This is a genomic window from Wolbachia endosymbiont (group B) of Schoenobius gigantella (assembly GCF_964031005.1).
Taxonomy (GTDB): domain Bacteria; phylum Pseudomonadota; class Alphaproteobacteria; order Rickettsiales; family Anaplasmataceae; genus Wolbachia; species Wolbachia pipientis.
Window position 1 is genome coordinate 1140296 of sequence record NZ_OZ035002.1, and the last position, 20493, is coordinate 1160788.

Annotated in this window: 11 protein-coding genes and 6 pseudogenes; 11 read left to right on the plus strand and 6 right to left on the minus strand. The window is 34.7% G+C overall.

Annotated elements, in window-relative coordinates:
• Positions 1-29: 29 nt before the first annotated feature.
• The 5 genes and pseudogenes from ACQH2O_RS05255 to ACQH2O_RS05275 all read left to right on the plus strand — a co-directional run bounded on the left by ACQH2O_RS05255 (position 30) and on the right by ACQH2O_RS05275 (position 5818).
• Positions 30-1307 (plus strand): adenylosuccinate synthase, encoded by a 1278-nt coding sequence (locus ACQH2O_RS05255; RefSeq protein ID WP_070357042.1) that lies wholly within the window; start codon positions 30-32, stop codon positions 1305-1307.
• Positions 1308-1410: 103 nt separating this feature from the next.
• Positions 1411-2139, plus strand: a pseudogene (locus ACQH2O_RS05260) (IS5 family transposase).
• Between the two features lie 251 nt (positions 2140-2390).
• Positions 2391-4868 (plus strand): hypothetical protein, encoded by a 2478-nt coding sequence (locus ACQH2O_RS05265; RefSeq protein WP_425385116.1) that lies wholly within the window; start codon positions 2391-2393, stop codon positions 4866-4868.
• A 112-nt stretch (positions 4869-4980) separates the two neighbouring features.
• A complete protein-coding gene (gene infA / locus ACQH2O_RS05270; RefSeq protein ID WP_007550159.1) occupies positions 4981-5244 on the plus strand; it encodes a translation initiation factor IF-1 in 264 nt (87 codons plus the stop codon).
• Positions 5222-5818 (plus strand): Maf family nucleotide pyrophosphatase, encoded by a 597-nt coding sequence (locus ACQH2O_RS05275; protein ID WP_010082554.1) that lies wholly within the window; start codon positions 5222-5224, stop codon positions 5816-5818. The genes infA and ACQH2O_RS05275 overlap by 23 nt, the downstream gene beginning before the upstream one ends.
• Here ACQH2O_RS05275 and ACQH2O_RS05280 read toward each other — a convergent pair.
• The 3 genes from ACQH2O_RS05280 to ACQH2O_RS05290 all read right to left on the minus strand — a co-directional run bounded on the left by ACQH2O_RS05280 (position 5810) and on the right by ACQH2O_RS05290 (position 10178).
• Positions 5810-8488 carry a hypothetical protein gene (locus tag ACQH2O_RS05280; RefSeq protein WP_425385117.1) on the minus strand — a complete coding sequence of 893 codons (2679 nt, stop codon included), beginning with the start codon at positions 8486-8488 and terminating at the stop codon, positions 5810-5812. The two genes, ACQH2O_RS05275 and ACQH2O_RS05280, sit on opposite strands and share 9 nt — an antisense overlap.
• Before the next feature lie 152 nt (positions 8489-8640).
• Complete coding sequence (locus tag ACQH2O_RS05285; RefSeq protein WP_425385118.1) at positions 8641-8799, minus strand: hypothetical protein; 159 nt, start codon at positions 8797-8799, stop codon at positions 8641-8643.
• A 35-nt stretch (positions 8800-8834) separates the two neighbouring features.
• Positions 8835-10178 carry an alanine:cation symporter family protein gene (locus tag ACQH2O_RS05290; protein WP_038198671.1) on the minus strand — a complete coding sequence of 448 codons (1344 nt, stop codon included), beginning with the start codon at positions 10176-10178 and terminating at the stop codon, positions 8835-8837.
• A gap of 375 nt (positions 10179-10553) precedes the next feature.
• Here ACQH2O_RS05290 and ACQH2O_RS05295 point away from each other — a divergent pair.
• Positions 10554-11494: pseudogene (locus ACQH2O_RS05295) on the plus strand (IS5 family transposase).
• Between the two features lie 333 nt (positions 11495-11827).
• Positions 11828-12788, plus strand: a pseudogene (locus tag ACQH2O_RS05300) (IS110 family transposase).
• 156 nt (positions 12789-12944) lie between these two features.
• On the opposite strand, the gene ACQH2O_RS05305 reads toward ACQH2O_RS05300, so the two are convergent.
• Both ACQH2O_RS05305 and ACQH2O_RS05310 read right to left on the minus strand, forming a co-directional pair.
• Complete coding sequence (locus ACQH2O_RS05305; RefSeq protein ID WP_425385119.1) at positions 12945-13448, minus strand: protein-disulfide reductase DsbD domain-containing protein; 504 nt, start codon at positions 13446-13448, stop codon at positions 12945-12947.
• A 304-nt stretch (positions 13449-13752) separates the two neighbouring features.
• A pseudogene (locus ACQH2O_RS05310) lies at positions 13753-14596 on the minus strand (IS5 family transposase).
• Here ACQH2O_RS05310 and ACQH2O_RS05315 point away from each other — a divergent pair.
• Positions 14492-14920, plus strand: a complete 429-nt coding sequence (locus ACQH2O_RS05315) for a WPE palindromic element domain-containing protein (RefSeq protein ID WP_244226859.1) — start codon at positions 14492-14494, stop codon at positions 14918-14920. The pseudogene ACQH2O_RS05310 and the gene ACQH2O_RS05315 overlap by 105 nt on opposite strands.
• Here ACQH2O_RS05315 and ACQH2O_RS05320 read toward each other — a convergent pair.
• Positions 14912-16510, minus strand: coding sequence for a hypothetical protein (locus ACQH2O_RS05320; protein WP_425385120.1), 1599 nt, complete (start codon positions 16508-16510; stop codon positions 14912-14914). The genes ACQH2O_RS05315 and ACQH2O_RS05320 overlap by 9 nt on opposite strands.
• 302 nt (positions 16511-16812) lie before the next feature.
• On the opposite strand from ACQH2O_RS05320, the pseudogene ACQH2O_RS05325 reads away from it, so the two are divergent.
• The 3 genes and pseudogenes from ACQH2O_RS05325 (at position 16813) to lpdA (ending at position 20492) form a co-directional block, all read left to right on the plus strand.
• Positions 16813-17645: pseudogene (locus ACQH2O_RS05325) on the plus strand (IS5 family transposase).
• A 484-nt stretch (positions 17646-18129) separates the two neighbouring features.
• Positions 18130-19043, plus strand: a pseudogene (locus ACQH2O_RS05330) (IS110 family transposase).
• A gap of 75 nt (positions 19044-19118) precedes the next feature.
• The gene (gene lpdA, locus ACQH2O_RS05335) at positions 19119-20492 is read left to right on the plus strand and encodes a dihydrolipoyl dehydrogenase (RefSeq protein ID WP_010962518.1); all 1374 of its coding nucleotides are present in this window, start codon (positions 19119-19121) and stop codon (positions 20490-20492) included.
• Position 20493 lies beyond the last annotated feature (1 nt).

A 20493-nucleotide genomic window follows, 5' to 3' on the forward strand; every position in this document is an offset into this window, starting at 1 on the left:
ATATTTATGTATTAATCTAGAAAATAATGATGAATAACATTGTAATTGTTGGTCTGCAATGGGGTGACGAAGGCAAGGGTAAAATAGTAGATTATCTTTCTGAGAATGCAGATGTAGTTGTGAGATTTCAGGGAGGAAATAATGCAGGGCACACTATAGTAGTAGATGATGAGGTTTATAAATTAAATTTACTGCCCTCTGCTGTTTTGAGGCCAGGCAAAATATCTATCATAGGAAATGGCGTTGCTCTTGATCCACACGCTCTAATCTCAGAAATAGAGTCATTGAAAGTTAAAGGAGTAGACGTAAACTATAACAACTTGATGGTATCCGAGAGCTGTCCATTAATACTTAGCATACATAAGGACAAGGAAAAGCTATTTGAAGATTTAAATGGAAATCACAAAATTGGTACAACAAACAAAGGGATAGGGCCATGTTATGAAGATAAAGTTGGAAGGAGAGCTATACGCCTTTGTGACTTAGAAAACGCAGATGAGCTCAATAAAAGAGTGGATACTCTTTTGAATTACCACAATGCTATCAGGAAAGGCCTTAACTACCAGGTGGTTAAAAAAGAAGAAATATTAAAGGAAATTCAAGAGATTTCAGAAAAAATTCTTTCATATAAAAAACCTGTGTGGAAGATATTAAATGACTTGATGAAAGAAGGTAAGAAAATAATATTTGAAGGTGCCCAAGGCGCATTTTTAGATATCGACCACGGAACTTACCCTTTTGTTACTTCAAGTAATACTGTAGCATCGCAAGCAATAACAGGCTCAGGGTTATCCTCCAATGCTTACATTATTGGTGTGGTAAAAGCTTATACAACAAGAGTGGGCAATGGCCCATTTCCTACTGAGCAGAAAAATGAAGTAGGAGATAGCTTGTTTACTATAGGTAAGGAACTTGGAACAGTGAGCAATAGAAGAAGGCGTTGCGGATGGTTCGATGCAGTTTTAGTGCGCCAGGCCGTACAACTCTCTGGAGTTTCAAGCATTGTATTAACCAAATTAGATGTGCTTAATTCTTTTGATACAATTAAAATATGCACTGGTTACAAGTATAGCGGAAAAATGTATGATTATTTACCCGCATCGCATTCAATACAAGGGGAATTAGAGCCAATATATGAAGAGTTTCCTGGCTGGAAAGAAAACACTCAAGGTAAAAGGTCGATTGAAACATTGCCTATCAATTTAATAAAATATATAGAAGGGTTAGAAAAATTAATAGGTGTACCAATTCATCTAATCTCAACTAGTCCAAAGAGAGAGGATGTTATTAAGCTTAAAGATTTCTGAAAACGTCTTTGTATCTTAGAGCCTGTACGTAATCTCAAAAAAGAGATAAAGTGAGAGGATAAAGTATATAAAGTAGGATATGCGAAGTTTATAACCAAGTGACATAAGTCGAGAAAAGTTTGAGATTATTGTAGCAGATCTGGAATCTTGCAGAAAGAAGACAAAACCAAGAACACTTGATTTACATGATATATTTTGTGGAGTGTTATACGTGTTAAAAAGTGGTTGCCAGTGGAGAATGGTATCAAAAGAGTTCCCAAAATGGCGCAATTGTTACGACTATTTTAAGAAGTGGAGTGAAAAACCAGATGTAAATAAAGAAAGTGTTCTGGAGCTGGTATTAAAAAAAAATAATTGCGACAAAACAATGGTCGGAAAAGCTTCTGCATAATTGATGCACAGAGTATAAAAAATGCAGATACTGCTGAAGCTATGATGCAGGCAAGAAGATTTCAGGGCCGTATTGCAGTAGATACGCAAGCATGCAATTTATACAACAACAGCAGAGATAACTGACCGTAGCAGTGCTGTGAGAATGGTCGAAAATGCAAAAGAAAACCTCTCGGGAGTTAAAAATGTACTGGTTGATGCAGGCTATACTGGAGAGAATTTTGTAACTCAAATAAAAACGATTATTGGTGCAACCGTTGAAGTGATCAAAAGAAATGAATTACGTTCCTTTGTTGTATTGCCCAAAAGATGGGTTGTGGAGCGATCTTTTGCTTGGTTAGAAAAATGTAGAAGATTGTGGAAAAATTGTGAGCGAAAACTCAATACTAGCCTACAAATGGTAGTTCTGGCTTTCACTGCCTTACTTCTGAAAAAATTATGAACAGGCTCTTACTAACTCTTATCTAATAAAAAAAATACTTGTGTAACTTCGAATAGTCTATTATGCAAGACAACAGTATAAACATGTAGTAAGAAATGTATAATGAAAAATAAAAGCTCAAGTTTAACACTTGCAGTTATTTTTACACAATTAAGTAATCATAAAAGTTAGTGTAGGGCGAGGTTATACAGTTTGATTTCTTTTAATATATGTTAATTGGTATAATATAAATATAGTTAAGGAGGTGTATTATGATTGGAAGTTTGGCTAAAGAAGAAAAAACAGCAGAGGCAGGAAAAACAGGTGATCAACTTGAAAAGTGTATTGGACCAACTTCACTGAATAGGGAGGTTTATTACTCTACGCTTATCTACTATACATTAAAAGAGTTATATTCACAATTAGGTGATATCTCTTATGCTAATAAAACAAGATCAGAAAAAGAAATAATCAATTTTTATGTTCTACCTCAATTTGCACGTTTTAAAGAAATTATTGATGAAGATATAAAAAAAGATCCTTCGTTTGCAAATTCTGCTATTGTAAAGTTTTGCTCCTCAATTATAAAAAATAACAAATTACTTAAAGAATTAGAAGAAGTTAGTATTCCTGCCAAAAACTCTAGTGTAAAGGCAAGGGTAAGCTTTCAACTAAAAAATCTGAAAGAAAAGGTGTGGTTCTTAGGAAAACTAAAGGAAAAAAAGAATTTCACTTACGTGCAGAGGGCTTTTGGGGATAAGTGGAGTTTTTATGACCTAATAAATGATGGAGATTTTAAAAAAACGTACATAGATAAAGCAGTAACAGAGTCTGCTAATAAGAGCTTTAAGGAAGATATAGATAAATGCATAAAGTTGGCAGAGCAGGGAAAAGAAGCTGCAAGTAAATATCTTGGAGAGAAAGGCGTAGAGTTTCGAGCTTATTACACAGAAACTGATAACACTCATAGAGTTTTGAATATCAATCTTATTAATTACAATAGAAGTGAGCAAACCAGGATTAGTGACATTTTACAGCAAGAGAAAGATATTAAAGAGCTGAATATCTATTGCAATAAAAAACATGAAATACACTCTCATCGGAAAGGTAAGGAAAGATATTATGAATTTAAAGAGGGCGCATATTATGAAATGAAAAGCACTTGGCCTGTAAAGGATGGATCCGAAATGTGTACCATGATTATGAATGTGAGTAGCGATGGCATAACTGAAGTACTAAAATTTAATGATGAAGATTTTGTGCTATCGGATGAGATCTTAGAATTAATAAAGCAAAACGATGAATTATATATTCAAGGTCTCTCCTTATATGATGCTGTACTAGAAAAAGGTAAGGCTGCTGATGTTGTACCTACTGCTAATAATAATTTTCAAAATGAGTCTATAGCGGCCTATCGCGAGGAACCAGAGGGGGAATTAGACCCTAAAGTTGATGCTGACAATAGCCTTCCTCCTTCTATTAATAGCAATGCATCAACTCAAACGGAAGTCAAATTACAACACACTGAAACTCAAACAGAAGTTGCTTCACAACAAATCGAAACTAAAACGGAAGTCAATTTACAGCACACTGGAACTCAGACAGAATTTGCTTCACAACAAATGGATGAATTGATTTTAAATAATCAGATGCTGTCCGAAAAAAACGTTGAATTGAAGCAAGAAATGTCAAATTTGAAAAAAGAAGCTGTTGAATTGAAGCAAAAAATAGAAGCAGGGTTGCAAGTGATAAATAAAAAGCACCATGAATTAATACAAGAAAATCAGCGACTACAGGAGAAACTAGAAACAACCCAAGCAGAAGCTAATCAAACAATTGTAAAGTTAGAGAAGCAGAATAGCAATTTACAAGACAGGTTTGAAAAAGAGGAGCAAAAAAACACGGAATTGCAAACTGAACTGGCACAAAAAAATGAAGAATTAGCAGGTGTGTTAAAAGAGCTACAAGGGAAAGCACAAGAACTTAAAGGTGTATATGAAGAAAAAAGAAAGCTAAAGGAAGAGCTGAAAATTGTTAATGCAGGAAAGAAGAATTTGGAAAAAGAGCTAAATCAAGCACGAGAAGATGCGGAACAGATAATGGTTGAACGACGCCAGCAGAAAGAGCGCTTGAAAGATCAGCTAAGAGAATTAGATCAGGAATATAAGGTACAAGTAGAAATTGAGCAAAAGATTAAAGAATCAGATAGGCAGGATAGCGATTTACAAGATACACTTGGAGAAGAGAGACTAAAACTCAACATTGAAGAACTAGAAAACGAGTACGAGGAATTTCCAGGAGATAAGGTGCTTACACTTGAACTCACTAAAGATGAAGATAAAGTCGAAGAGTTAAGAAACGAGCTAGAGCGTGAGAAAGAAAAGTGTAAACAATTATTAGAAGAAGAAAATGAATGGGGTGATGAATTGGTAGGAATGCTTGATGGACTGGAAGAAAAAATTCGTGCTGATGAACAAAGGAGCTTCAACAATCAATTAACGGGAGAAATTTCTAATGAGTCTGGTAATGCTCCACGACAGAAGAAAAGGTTATCCAAATCTTCAAGCGTTGATAATGAGTCTTATGTTCCACTGAGAGAGAAGACAACATTACTCAGATCTTTAAGCGTTGATAGTGGACTTGATAGCGATGAAGAAAATTGTGATAATGATTTATCTTTCAACATAAGTCCTATAAGTTCTATTGAGAAGGTGGCAGAGAGTAGAAACGTAGGTAGGGTATCATTGTGAAGATGGTTGGGGTTAAGTTGCAACTTAAGTGGGGCGCAAAAGGTCTTTTGTGTTGATAATAATTTAAAATCTATAGTAGACTAAAAAAGATTATTAAATTATAATATAACATATGATAAAAGACGAGAAATCGAAAACAATTTTTGAAGTGGAAGGGGCAGTAACTGCTTTACTACCTGCAGCAGAATTTAGAGTGAAACTGGACAATGAACATGAGATTATCTGTCATGTATCAGGGAAAGTGAGAAGAAGTAAAATACGCATCATTATAGGGGATAGGGTGTTAGTTGAGATGAGCATTTACGATAGGAATGCGAGAAAGGGTAGGATCATTAGAAGGCTTAAAGGTACAAGTGACAGAACGATCTCTAAATAATCTTATTCTTGCTTCATCATCGAAAAGGCGTATAGCTTTACTAAAACAAATAAACATTGAGCCAGGTTTAATTTTGCCAGCAGATATAGATGAAGCCCCTTTAAAAAAGGAACTTCCGAAGGATTACTCAATCCGTATGGCAAAAAGTAAAGCTGAGAAAATACAAAGTTTAAATCCAAATTATTTTGTGCTTGGTGTTGATACAGTTGTTGCTTGTGGTAGAAGGATATTGCTCAAAGCTGAAAACGTTGAGCAAGCAGAAAAATGTATCCGCTTGTTATCAGGAAGAAGGCATAGAGTATACACCAGTGTATGTCTATTAACTCCCGATCAATCTAAACAACATATCAGGACTGTGGTTACAATAGTGAAATTTAAACGTCTCAGTGAACAAGAAATTAAGTATTATTTAGCATCAGAAGAGTGGAAAAATAGGGCGGGGGGATGCAATATACAAGGCCTAGCTGGAGTGTTCGTATTGTTCTTACGCGGCTCCTACTCTTCCGTTATAGGGTTACCATTACATGAAACCTATTGTTTGCTAAGCAATTATTTTAACTTCAATTTATATTGAAATACCTTTATTAGTATCTTTTTTTTGTTGTGACTCAGCAACCTGTTTAGCCCAATCTAGTGGTCTTTTATTTCTGTTAGCTAATGCAATTCTATTGCGATCATAACCATCAGTGTGTTCTGTTAAAGTATCTCCTCTTTCTTCTTCTATTACTCCAGCTTTCAGTTGTGCTTCATCTTTCTCTAGTAATTTATATAGTTCGCTATTTTTATCTACAGTTGGATTAGTGTCATTATTTTCTCGTTCTGCCACTGTTTTTTCTAACCACTTACGTATAGGGTCATATTGTTTACCTTCTCCTATCTTTTCTAAAATGTTTTCTGAGAATGAATCTTTAGGAATATTTTCTTTAGTAGCCTGTTGTGCCGGTTCTCTTAACCCTTTATCCGGGTTTCCCAATGCTCCTTTTAACTCACTCGTATCTCCGATTTCTTTTGGTTCAATGTTTTCTAAGCTCTTCTTTAACTGTTCAGGATTTACTTGAGATTGTTCATTATTGTCATGAGTTGGAGATGAATAGCCCGAATCGTTTGCTTTTATGTCTGTTGAGCTGTCTTTTAGCAACCCAACTTCTCTCAAGCGTTTTTTAGTTTCTTCGCTAATCTGACTCTGATCAGCTGATTTTAACCCGAGATTTTCTTGACCTAATGTATTTTTAAGTTCTTCAAATAGAGTTAGATTACTTTGTCTAATATGTTCTTCTAATTTCCTTCCTACCTGTTTTAAATCTGTTTGAGATTTACTATCACTATTAGTTGGAGATATATAGCCTGAATCACTTATACTATTTGGTGTTGAAGCAGAGACACTAATAGTTGGACCTTCCACTATTTTTACATCTGCTAAATCGTCTTTTTGCAATCCATCTTCTTTATCTTGTGACAGTTTATCAGTAGGATCAACTTGCCTTAATCCTCTATTATCCTGCTGTGATCTATCTCTGATTTCTTTAAGAAGATTTTCAGGTGGAGTTTGATCACTTTGTTCAATGTTCTCTAAGCTCTTCTTTAACTGTTCAGGATTTACTTGAGATTGTTCATTATTGTCATGAGTTGGAGATGAATAGCCCGAGTCACTTTTATTATTGAGTGCTGTAGCAGAGAGCGGCTGTTCACTTTCTTTCCACTTAGCATCACTAGCATCTTGATTATCACTGTTATCTGGAGAAGATGAATAAGGAATTATGTCCTTTAATGTCTCTAACGGTGATGGGTTATTTTTTCTACTTCCTGCAATTGATGCTTTTCTATCATCAACATCAATGTGCCGTAAGTTGTTTTTCTTGAAATTTCTGATGTCTTGTAACAGATCGCCTTTGCTATTTCCTTCTTGTTGCTGGGTTTTAGGTTGTTGCTGATCATTAGGTGTTTGCTCACTTCTATCTGGTTTTTGGCTTCCAGGTACAGCATGTCCAAATGTAGGATTGTCATACCGTTCATCTTCTTGCCTATTATCTTGATTGTGGCTTACAGACTTGGTGAAAGTAGAACTATCTGAAGAATCAGAAGTTGCACCTTTTTGCTGATTATTAGGTGTTTGCTCATTTTCGCGCAAGTCATCTGGTTTTTGGCTTCCAGATTTGGCTCCCCCTTGCTCATCGAAAACACCTTTTTTAGGTGGTAGTGAACTAGTTCTAGGTGGAAGTGGCGGAGGAGTTTTTTTGTTCTGAGGATTCTCCTCAAAAAGCGATTGTAGGTTATAAACTTGACCTCCCGAATTTGCTTCTCGTGCTGCTTGTCTAAGCTCACGCTTTTCTTTAGCCTCCTGAGAATTAATTTTATCGTCAAAATCTTTTCCAATTCCGCTATCGTAAGACTGCCTTCTGCTGTTAGATTGTAGTCCAAAATGTGAATGGTGGTCTTCTTTTTTTTGAGTTATATCAGTAGCTTGAACGCTAACACCTCTATTAACATCAATTCTTGTTGTAGTTTCAGATGATAGCTCGTTACTGTCTTTATCATGTTGCATCTCATTCGCTTTTCCTTGTCCTTTCTCCCTGAATTGTATTTCATGCAAGAATAAACCACCTATTTTTACATCTCTGTTTACTTCTAACCGTTCTAGAGAAAAATCATCACCTTTAACAAGGTCTACACCGTTAGCATCAATCTTAATTTTGATCTTACATTCCTTCCCCTCCGCATACCACTTTAAAGTCATTTCATATGAACCATCAGTTACGACATAATGTCTTATTTTTTTCCCTTCTTCCTCGGCAACAAAACCATGCATTCCGCTCTTTCCATCACTATGCAATGTTGAAAATCCCGAGATTTCATTCTTCTCACAAAAATCACTGTTTAAAAATTCGCTGATTTTAAACTCTTTTTTGTTATTTCCCAGCGTAATACTTGCGTGATTACCGTATATTGAAACTCCTGCAACATCATCAACATACTCTTTCAACCTTTCTTTAACTTCACTTTCAAGGTCTTGTCCAGCTTTCTTTGTCTTGTCGCATTTCTGAAGAATAACTCCATATGCTTTATCTTTGTTTTCTTCTTCGTCCCAATTCCAGTTGGCGTGTTTTGTTAAAAACTTTACTGTGTTAAAATCAACTCTAGCATTATAAATTGGGTCGTCTTCCTTTTTTATTTTATCAAATAAAGGAAAAATTTCTTGAATGCGCTCATTATAAATGTGTTCTTGTTGTGTATCGTTAGTGCCCATATATCCCTCACTAATAACCCTCTGCCTTTAGTTCTAGCTAATACTAGCTAATATAATTATCACAAGCATTGGTTGAATTTTTATTAAGGAAGGTTGTGTTACTAATGTGATGACACAAGCTATTTTATGGTAACATCAAACGATTTAAGTTGTCATTCCAGTCTGGAATCCAGCCTTTCACGAACCCCATCAAAAATGTTGTGTTTTAACATAAGATTAGCTACTTTCATGCTCACTAACTTAGTGCCAATCAAGATTCCTGGATCCCAGTGTCTGGGCACTGGGATGACATCCTTCTTGGCGGAAATCACTCTTATATCACAACAGCTGCATAGCCTAAATTGCTTTAGCTATAGCTCTGTTTTTGCAACTTCAAATATCTGCTACTCATAGTAAACACTTCTGGATCTTGAGAGGTTAGCTTGAGTATAGCGAGTATGTTGATAAACAACAAAGCAGCAATCGAGATATCAGCAACATCCCATAGCAACCGGACTTTACCTATCGCACCAAGCGGAATGATCATGGTAAAAATTACAATCCAGATTTTAGTGTATTTATTATCCATAGACACATAGCGTATTGTCTGTTTTGAGCAAAAAAACCAAGTAAAAATAGTAGTAAAGGCAAAACAAAACATTATGGCCATAATTAAATAGTCAATATAGGGCCAATTCATAGCTTTTCTAAAAGCAAATATGCACATGTTAGTACTCTCTAAATCAGTGACCCAAGAATCTGTGACAAGCAGTACCATTGTTGTAATAAACACTATGAATGCAACTATAAAAGGCGATATTATTGTGATTAGGCTCTGTTCAATAATAAATTTATTATTATTTTTCTTAGGAACAATTGAAGAATGTACGATTCCTTCGAGGCCAAGCCCTATATCTGTTGCAAAAATACCTCGCAAAGTTCCAACTTGAATAATAGTCAACATTTCTAAAATCAAACCTAGAGATAAACCAGAGTTAAAGCTACTAGTTGTAAAAAAACTGCTTGTTATTAGTTTTAGAGAAGGAAGAATATTTTCACTAAATTTAAATAATATGATACCGCAAAGTGTGAGGTAACTTACCGTCATTATCGGTATCATAGCCGATATAAAAATTTTAATTTTTTTTAAGCTGAGAGCTGCAACAACAAAAAATATTATGGCCATTACAATGCCACCAACAACTACAGGCACATCTATCATATTAAGTGGTATTGATAGAGAATTTACCTGAACAAGGTTACCAACTGTTATTGAAACCATCATCATGATAACTAGAAAGACAATTGTGGCCTTCCTAGAGTTAAACGCATCAGTCATGTAGGCTACAGGGCCACCTATAAACCGTTCGTTCTTTTCCTTTCTGGTTTTTATACTTAGATAACAAGTGACATATTTTATCACAGAAGTGATAACAATAATTATTGCCATCCATAAAATAGAGCCCGGTCCTCCGGTTTTTAGAGCAACAGCAGTTCCTGAAATATTTCCTACTCCTAAATTTCCCCCTAAAATTGTAAACAGAGCGGCTATAGAAGAAAATTTATTTTCTCCTTTTTTAGCTCCAAGGAGTGAAAGGGCGTATGGTAATCTAAATACCTGTAGCCATTTTAGTTTAATCGATAGGTAAACACCAGCAACTAGCATGAGTAATATTGTTGGCAGTAATAAAACAAACTTTACTGTATCCATCTGTAAAAGTGAGATTTTTATTTGAGTATACAACAAAAATTGAAAATACCTAACCTATTTTCTATGTATGACTTCGTTTCCGTCATTCTAGAAACCTTTTCTTGTCATCCAAGTAGCGTGACACATAACTGTACGAACATTGTAATATGGTACAATGTTAAGACGATGTCATTCCAGTGCTTGACACTGGAATCCAGCTTTTAATGCAACCCCTCACCAAAAATATTGTGTTTTAACATAAGGTTAGCTACTTTTATACTCACCAACTTAGTGTCCAATCTGGATCCCAGTGAGCTTTGTTGCATAGCAGCAGAAAAATTAGTGATTACTGACAAAATTCATTATAAATAGCGATTTAACTGTTGAAGAAAAAATATGCCACAAAAAATGAGGGTCAGTAACCATAGCGAATATAACAAATTTCTAGAAAAAAGAGGAAATATTTTTCATTATATCAACGAAGCCATAGAAAAGTGGTACGAGAATGGTCCAAAAATACCAGGTGGCAACAATATTTATAGCGATAAAGTTGTAATTTTGGTGCACATAATAACTTGTTTATTTAGAATAGGCCTGAGGCAAACAGTTGGGTTTATAGCAGGATACCTTGAGCAAATTGGGAAAAATTTGCAAGTTATCAGCTATTCACAATCATCAAGAAGGTTTAAGAAACTCAATATTAAGATCAATGATTGCAGAAAATAATATGGAAGATATCGAAATTGCTATAGACAGTACAGGAATTAGTATATACAACAACACTCCTGGTCATAGCAAAGAAAATAGCGAAGATAGAAAGTATCGCAGCTATGAACAGACAAGAAAATTGCATGTAATGTTGAATACAAACAGCAAAAAAGCCATAGCTGTAAAATACAGTAACGGCTGATCACTATGGAGCTTGTGATTTGCTAAAAGAAGTCGATTTTCAGTATGTCATAAAAGTACTATATGCAGATAGGGCATATGACAGAGAAAAGCTCTATAAGCTGTGTAATCAATATGGTATAAAAACGAAAATTCCTCCGAAAAACAACGCAACAGAGCATCCAAAGTTAGACTATATGGCTGAGAGAAATTCTGCAGTCAAGCTCATAAAGTCATATGATGAAGATGGTATAAAGAAGTGGAAAAAAGAGATGAGTTATGGAAAAAGATCTTATATAGAAGGTTTTTTCTCGCGATTAAAAAAGACATTTGGATTTAGTTTTAGGAACAAATCTGAAATGAATCGTGAGAGGGAACTGCTACTCAAATGTTATTTGCTTAACAAATTTACTGAAATAGGCATGGCTAAATTTGAGATAGCTTCATAAATTTATTGTGCGTTACCTACTATCCGAAGAGCGATGCAACAAAGCCATCCCAGTGTCTGGGCACTGGGATGACATCTTTTTTCTTGGTACAAATTACTCTTATATCTCAATGTTCGTACAGTTAGTGCGTGACACTTGTATCTTTATGATGTGAGGCATTAGAGCTAAAATACCTCACAGGGAGGGTGAAGCTGATGCGACACTAATGCCATTAAGCCAGATTTTGCTTCCCTCCCATAGAGTTAAAGACTGAACAGTATCTTTTGGAATTATATCCCGTATTACAAGGTTAGTCTAAACTCTCAGTTTATTTATAGTCTTGGAGGCAATTTTATGCAAGTAAATGCTATTTTGGGTGTGGATATTTCAAAAAAGAAATTTGATGTTTGTTTGTTAGTGGACAGTAAAAAACGACACAAAGTCTTTCAAAATAATCAAGATGGTTTTGCAAAACTTGTAGTTTGGTGCAATGGCCATGGAGCAAATCTTACTCATTTATGTCTTGAAGCAACTAATTGGTATGGAGAAGATTTGGCTACTTTTATGCACGATTTAGGACATAATGTCAGTATAGTAAACCCAGAAAGCTTTTGGCAAAAGTGAGCTGCTCAGAAATAAGACAGATAAATCAGATGCAGCTATGATAGCTAGATTTTGTATCGCCAACAAACCTGCTCTTTGGAAGCCCATTGCACCTGAAATGAGTCATTTGAGGGAGCTTTATCGTTGCATGCAATCGCTAAAAGATGATAAGGTGCAACAGACAAATCGCTTGGAAAACAAAAATATGCATTCCAGTTGCAAAGAAGCTATATCTAAAGTAATTTTGGCAATAGAGGAGCAAATTATTGTTCTCGAAAAAGAAATTAATGAGCATATAAATAACTATCCACATCTAAAAAATATGGTGGAAAACCTTAAGACTATAAAAGGTATAGGTTATCTTACTGCTGTTGCTGTTGTCGCAGAAATGCCATCAGTTGATAACTTTGACAATGCTAAACAATTTACAGCTTTTGCTGGTCTAAATCCAGGACATTATCAATCGGGATCGTCAGTAAGTAAGAGAAGTTGCATATGCAAAATAGGATCTGAGCGTATTCGAAAAGCTCTTTATATGCCAGCTATAGTAGTCAAAAACCATAATAATCATTTTCAAAAGTTTTGTCAGCGTCTAGCAAGTAAAGGCAAATGTCCAAAAGTCATAGTTCTTGCGTTAATGCGAAAATTAATGCATGTCTTTTTTGGTATTCTTAAAAATAATCAACCATTTAATTGTAATTTTGTTGGATAATTTGTTTGACAGCAGAAACAGTATCTGGGATCTAAATTTTTTATGCGAAACCATTATGTTTATATACTTGTAGGCCCAAGTTCCTCACATAGTGAACAAAAAAGTAAATGAGATTCCAGTGTCACGCGCTGGAATGACACCTACCCCATGAGAACTCTATTTTTCATACCACTCATTTATAAGTTTATTGATATCAGAATCTATAAAATCCTTTAATGGTTGCCTGATTTTTATCTCAACATTTTTAGGGATGCACCTATCTTTACATATCGCATAATTTATATGGAAGTTAAGGTCAATATACCCTTGATTTAAAAATATATTCATCTTAAAGGGAAATAATACCATATCCTCATATACGTTACTTACAAACGTCTCTCTCCCTACTTTATCTTTATGTTCCTTTGGAATAGGCCAGTGAATATTTATATCTGATGCATTACCTTTGTAACTAATAGACGTGGGAAGGCCAAAATCTCCAGGATCTTTATAATATATGTGCCAGCCTGGTTCTACTGTAACCTTTATTGTACCTTTAAGAGTGAAGCTTGCTTCATTTATCTCGCCAATAAGTAAATCAAATTTTGCAATTTCCTCGTCAGCATATAGTTGAGCGCAAGAAAAAAATAAAAATAATATTAAATATATATATATTTTCATTAAGGTAAATTTCTCCTTTTATAGAGAAAGTAATTTAGATTTTAATTATTATATTTAATAGTATTATATAGATTATTTATTAATATAGCATTATGCTATAGCTAAACTGACTTACGACAATCTGAAAAACGACAAATTCGTCATTCCGCTACTTGTTAGCGGAATCTATGCCGAGATACCGCGAATGAATCCACAACTGTACGAACATTGTGATTTTGGCCCATAAGGAGGGTGTCATCCCAGTGCTTGACACTGGGATGGCTTTGTTGCATCACACTTTATAAGATGGTGATTTATGGTAAATTCATGTAACTATCTCAAATTTAGCCATACCAATATCAGTGAATTTATTAAGCAAATAGCATTTAGTTCTTTTTCTCGATTTATCTCAGATTTATTCCTAAAACTAAATCCGAATATTTGCTTTAATCTTGAGAAAAACCCTTCAATATAAGATCTTTTCCCATAATTTACTTCTTTTTTCCATTCTTTCATGCCATCTTCACCGTATAATTTTATTAACCTAATAGCAGCATTCCTGTCAGACATATAATCTATTTCTGGATGTTCTGCCGCATTGTTTATTGGTGGAATTTTTGTCTTTATATCATATTCGTTACACAACTTATAAAACTTGTGCCTATCACATGCTCTATCTGCATATAGTGCTTTTATGGCATGCTGAAAATCAACTTCTTTTAGCAAATCACAAGCTCCATAGTGATCAGCCGTTACTGTATTTTACAGCTATGGCTTTTTTGTTGTTTATATTCAACATTACGTGCAATTTTCTCGTTTGCTCATAGCCACGATATTTTCTGTCAGTGCTATTTTCCTTCAGGAGTGTTGTTGTATATACTAATTCCTGTACTGTCTATAGCAATTTCGATATCTTCCATATTATTTTCTGCAATCATTTATCTTAATATTAAGTTTCTTTTGATGCTTGTGAATAGTTGCAAATCTCTTCCTATTTGTTGCAAATACCCTTTTATAAACCCGACTGTTTGTCTTAAACCAATTCTAAAGAAACTGACGATTATATGCACCAAAATCACAACTTTATCACTATAAATATAGTTGCCGCCCTGCATTTTTGGACAATTCTCGTACCAATTTTCTATGGCGTCATTGATATAACAAAAAATGCTTCCTCTTTCTTGGAGAAATTTGTTATATTCATGGCAGTTACTGACTCTCATTTTTTGTGGCATATTTTTTCTTCAACAGTTAAATGGCTATTTATAATGAATTTTGTCAGTAACTGCCAGTTCTTTTCACTTGAGCGATGCAACAAAGCCCACTGGGATCCAGAAAATTTGATTGTGTACTATACAACATTTTCGATTAAAAGCTGGATTCCAGTGTCAAGCACTGGAATGACATCACAGGGGCACTGGAATTTTTGTTTCAATATTTGTACATTAGCCATGCATCTGAACAGATACTGTAAATTAGCTATATTACATTAGCCCATCAGATGAGTTGTAATGGTTATAATTGTCTGATAAGTGATCTCTAACATCGTGACCTAACTCATTGGCATCAGGCTTAACTTCGTGATCTAACTCATTAGCATCGAGCTTAAACAAAGAAGGATTATCATCAGATTGTTGATTAGACTCTTTCTCTTTCGACCCAAATAACCATGAAAAGAGTGATGAGATAGAATCAATAATGGATTTAATTGTTGAAAAAATATTGGATAAGAAATTACTGGGTTGCTGAGTATCCTCTTCGGCTGATTCTGGTTCAGGCTCTTTTCCTGCTGTGTCATCCACATCTTCTTCAGGTTTACTTCTGCTTATAAGTGTCTTATCTAACCATTTGAATATATTCTTGTCTAGATTATGAAAATACATTTGACTTATCTCCTTATTTTCATCAACGTAAATCACTAAAGTTGTATTCTCATTCCCCAATCCATCACATTCACTAACGAGCGATTCATGAGAGTTCTTAATGTCTTTGATAAATTGAAGTTTTTCTTCTTCTGCTGAAAGATAATCTCTGTGTTCTGCTCTATAAGTGGTGCCTTTGTATTTAAAACTAAACATTGATTCACGATCTTCATATTCATCTAGTCCAGAATTCTTGACACGTTGTATAATTTGAAATTTCTCTGCTTCTGAAAGGTCCTTGAGGTATATACTACCAGTTGTATCTTTATATTTAAATTTAAACATCCATCCATGGTCTTCATATTCATCTAGTCCAGAACTCTTGACACGTTGTATAATTTGAAATTTCTCTTCTTCTGAAAGGTTTAGGCGGTATACACTACCAGTTGTACCTATGTATTTAAAAATAAAACTCCATCCATCGTATTTATATTCATCTACAACCATCTGCTTGCAAATAGCTTTATAATTTTTTTCTTCTACTTCTCGTCCAACAACATTTGCTATGAGTTCAGTATCCAGAATACTCAAAGTTTGGACTGTTGCCGATGGTGAAAAACACAATTGAAATATGTGGCCTAGCTCATGACCTAGAACAAAATCCATGGCACTTTGCTTATATGTCAGAATATTCTGACAATCTGTTACTCCTCGTGTAATATATCCTGGACCACCATCTTCATCTAAGCCGAGAAGATTGTTATACTTTGTATAATCGCTTCTATTATTAAAAATGTGAACCGTTATATTGTAACTTGCATTACTATTTTTCAAGCAAAACTTTTCTTTAAATGCTTCATAGGCAGTTTTAATGTCTGTTTCTATTTGGTTTTGTTCCTGCTCAGATAAGTTGTCGTATTTTATAGTACAATTTATATACCCGTATTTAACGGTAAAGCTGTTAGACAAAACATCATGTATATTTGTGGAAAAATAATTGAACTGCTTTGACTCAGCTTCCTTATACAATTGATGCCCATATTTATCCCTAGAATACTTTGGTAGTTTAGGTACTTTGGCAATTAAGTTTTTGTTACTATCAAAAAAAGAAATATCAGAATTACCAATCCTAAAATCCTTTATAGATTGCCCGCAAGTGCCATCATTTGCACAATCATGATTATCTTTCTTATTAAACCATGCGTTGGTGTATTTTTCCATTTTGATACCTCACTACCAAACCTTACTATATTATTATCTTGGTAAAAATCATAATAATTCGTTAACTTGTATTTTAAATCTGTATCAAATGTGCTTTTCTCGTAAGGTATCAATTGTGAAGTAATTAACTTTATTTGTTTAAAATTTTGCTAAAATAGCTCTTTTTATACTATGTTTTATATAGCTAAACTGACTTAGATTTACTGACAATTTGAAAAACAAAAATTCGTCATTCCGCTACTAGAGGTTGTCCGGAAACAAGTAAAAGGCTATAATATCTGAAATTTTAGTACGGGGTAAAGATGAGAAAAAAGTATCCAACAGATCTAAGCGAAAGGGAATGGGCAAGAATAGAAAAACACTTCAGAGTATCATACAAGAAAGGAGGAAGGCCGCCAAAGTATAGCAAAAGAGAAATATTAGAAGCAATTTTCTATGTATTGCGTACAGGGTGTCAATGGCGGTATTTACCAAATGATTTTCCGCTATGGAAGACTGTGTATGAGCAGTTCAGGCAATGGAAGAAGCAGGGAATTTTTGAGAAAATGAATTATGAAATTACAAAATATAGTAGAAGAAAAATAGGAAGGAATGAGCAGCCGAGTGCCTGTATAGTAGATAGTCAATCTGTAAAGACTACAGAAAAGGGGGGATCAAAGGCTATGATGGAAGTAAAAAAGTAAAGGGTAGAAAAAGGCATATAATTACAGACACTCAGGGTTTTATACTAGGTTGTTACGTAGGCGCTGCTAACGAAAATGATAGAGATGGTATTAAAATAGCATTAAACAATATGAGAACAAAATATACTAAAGTTAAAAAAATGTGGGCTGACATGGGATACCAAGGAAGAAATTTAAAGAATCACATAAAGGAAGAATATGACATAGATATTGAAATTGTTAAAAGGCCTCCATGTAGATTTTGGGTGCACAAAGATACGCCACCTGAGCTACTACCAACAAGAGAACAAGGGTTTAAAGTACAGCCAAGAAGATGGGTTGTAGAAAGGACTTTTGCTTGGGTTAATAGGAATAGAAGGCTATCGAAGGAGTATGATTTACTCACAACATCCACTGAGAATTTCATATACCTAGCTATGAGTAGGGTTATGTTAAAGAGGGAATATGCTTGAATTTACTAGTTTCCGGACAACCTCCTATAGTATTTTCTAAAACGAATGATAAACGTCTAAAATGGTATTACCAACTAAAAGGTGTAAGTTTGTACATTGATGCATTAGAGGTCTGAGGCGACTTTTGATGGTGTGCCAACAATGCTCTATCGGATTTAGATCTTACTATTACCCACAAATATAAATGTTTGTTGCATAGCTCTTAATGGCATAACTTTTGCTTGAAATAACTGTTTATATCGTGCAATTTACAGCTTTTAGTTGCTAAAATTATAACTCTTAGTTTAATAATTTTAATCTAATAAGCTTTCAGGTTAATAAAATTAAATTATTTGAGTAAATACAATACTATGTTTTTATTTGTGGGTAATAGTAAGGCTTAAAGCAAAATGTAGTACGAACGGTAGGTGGATCTAAAAGATCGAATTACAATCCTGTATACAGCATTTTGCATTATTGTTTGATTATATTTATAGGTACAAAAATGGCTAGAATAATTTTCATGGGAGTAGATGTTTCCAAGGAAGCATTGGACATCTCAATTAATGGCAAGCATAAGCGCATAGCAAACGTGAGTGATGCTATATCTAAGTTTATAGAAACAAATATAGTCGATTTACCCATCAAGTTATGTGTAAGCTGGTGGCTATGAAAAGCTCATTATAAAATTGTTGCAAGATAACTGTCCATAAAGCTCACCCGAATCGGGTATATGCATTTGCCAAAGCTTGCAATCATTTTGCAAAAACTGACAAGTTAGATGCTAAATTACTGGAAAAATACGCTGAATTTGTCAGTAAAGACGGTGAAGTAAAAGGATGTATAATTTCACAAAAGCAAGAGGAATTAAAGGAGCTGGGGGCAGTTGAGCGTAATTTAAATGATGCAATTCATGCAAACAAGTGTCGCCTGCAAAGTGCGACGGGAAAAGCTAGAGAATACATAGAAAGACAGATAGGGTTTGCTGAAAAACAATTGAAAGAAATTAGGCAAGACATAGAAGACGCAATAGCTGAATTGAAAGGAAAAAATGAGCTTTTAATCAGCTATAAAGGTATTGGATCAAAGACGGCGAGCGTTCTACTGACAGAGGTGCCTGAGCTTGGTAGATTAGAGAATAGAGAAATTGCATGCTTAGTTGGAGTTGCACCTAAAACTAGTGAAAGTGGAAGAAAAGTTGGCAAAGCTCAAATCAAAGGAGGCAGGTTTTATGCAAGGAAAGCACTATACATGTCAGCTCTTGTTGCTATGCGCCACAACAGAAAAATGAAAGCGTTTTATCAGCGTTTGGTTGATTCTGGCAAAGCTGCTAAGGTTGCATTAGTTGCTGTCATGAGAAAAATTATCGTTTGTTTAAATGCCATGATAAAAAATAACAACTTTTATCTTGACTCTTAAGACGGTAGATGACAGACCATTGATTGTATGGGTTCCATCTGTTATATATAATCTTTTTGAATACGAAGAAAACTGATGAATGAGTATGATATTACGGTTATAGGTAGCGGTCCTGGTGGTTATATAGCGGCAATTAGGGCGGCACAGCTTGGGTTTAAAACTGCAATTGTGGAAAAAGAAAAAAATTTAGGCGGTATATGCTTAAATTGGGGATGTATACCAACAAAATCACTGCTTAGAGCATCTGAGGTTTATAGGCTAATAAAAAGATCAAAAGAGTTTGGTATAGAAGTAAAGGGAGCGAATTTTGATATACAATCAATAGTGAAATACTCAAGAAACGTTGTTGATAAATTGTCAAGCGGTGTTGCATATTTGATGAAAAAAAATAATATCAAAGTTCATCAAGGTTTTGGTAAACTTGCAGGCAATGGTACTATAAAAGTCGTTAGCGATAAGGAAGAACAAGAAATTGTTTCCAAGCATATCATTTTAGCAACAGGCGTGAGGGCACGGAATCTGCCTGGAATAGAGGCAGATGGAGATTTAATATGGAATGCGCAGCACGCTATGACTCCAGAGAGATTACCAAAATCGCTACTAATTATAGGGTCTGGTGCAATTGGAATAGAATTTGCAAGTTTTTATAGTACTTTGGGGGTTGATGTAACAATCATAGAGATAAAGAGCACTATTTTGCCGCTGGAGGATAAGGACATTTCAGATTTAGCACAAGAAATATTCACAAAACAGGGGATAAAAATATATACAAACAGTAGCGTAAAAGCTCTTACTAAAAGTAAAGACTCTGCTCAAGTGCTACTAAGTAGTGGTGAGAGCAAAGAATTTGAGAGGGTGATTGTTGCGGTTGGAATTCAAGCAAATATTGAAAATATAGGTTTAGAAAATACAAAAATTAAATTAAGCCCTTCTGGCTTTATTGAAACGAATGAATGGTATGAAACTAGTGAATCAAATGTGTATGCAATAGGTGATGTAGCTGGCCCACCATGTTTAGCACATAAAGCGAGCCATGAAGCCGTGATCTGCATTGAAAAGATTGCTGGTAAAAATGCTCATGCGTTAAAAAAAGAATGCATACCAAATTGCACTTATTCTCATCCACAAATAGCGAGCATCGGCCTTACTGAGGAACAGGCAATAAAAGGTGGGTATGATATAAAAATAGGAAAATTTCACTCTAACTTTAATGGTAAATCTGTTGCACTCAGTGAAACTGAAGGGTTAGTGAAAACGATTATAGATAAAAAAACCGGAGAAATTCTGGGTAGCCACATGATAGGTGCAGAAGTAACGGAGTTAATTAGCAATTTTGCTCTTGCAAAGCAACTAGAAGGAACAGACTTCGACATAAAATCTACGATTTTTCCTCATCCAACCATTTCAGAGATGATACATGAATCAGTGCTTGCTGCAGATGTTAAATAGT

What these genes read in the sequence shown, in the direction of transcription:
- ACQH2O_RS05255 (WP_070357042.1), top strand. Translation starts at nt 30, where the DNA reads ATGAATAACATTGTAATTGTTGGTCTGCAATGGGGTGACGAAGGCAAG.
- ACQH2O_RS05265 (WP_425385116.1), top strand. Translation starts at nt 2,391, where the DNA reads ATGATTGGAAGTTTGGCTAAAGAAGAAAAAACAGCAGAGGCAGGAAAA.
- infA (WP_007550159.1), top strand. Translation starts at nt 4,981, where the DNA reads ATGATAAAAGACGAGAAATCGAAAACAATTTTTGAAGTGGAAGGGGCA.
- ACQH2O_RS05280 (WP_425385117.1), bottom strand. Translation starts at nt 8,488, where the DNA reads ATGGGCACTAACGATACACAACAAGAACACATTTATAATGAGCGCATT.
- ACQH2O_RS05290 (WP_038198671.1), bottom strand. Translation starts at nt 10,178, where the DNA reads ATGGATACAGTAAAGTTTGTTTTATTACTGCCAACAATATTACTCATG.
- ACQH2O_RS05305 (WP_425385119.1), bottom strand. Translation starts at nt 13,448, where the DNA reads ATGAAAATATATATATATTTAATATTATTTTTATTTTTTTCTTGCGCT.
- ACQH2O_RS05315 (WP_244226859.1), top strand. Translation starts at nt 14,492, where the DNA reads ATGCACCAAAATCACAACTTTATCACTATAAATATAGTTGCCGCCCTG.
- ACQH2O_RS05320 (WP_425385120.1), bottom strand. Translation starts at nt 16,510, where the DNA reads ATGGAAAAATACACCAACGCATGGTTTAATAAGAAAGATAATCATGAT.
- lpdA (WP_010962518.1), top strand. Translation starts at nt 19,119, where the DNA reads ATGAATGAGTATGATATTACGGTTATAGGTAGCGGTCCTGGTGGTTAT.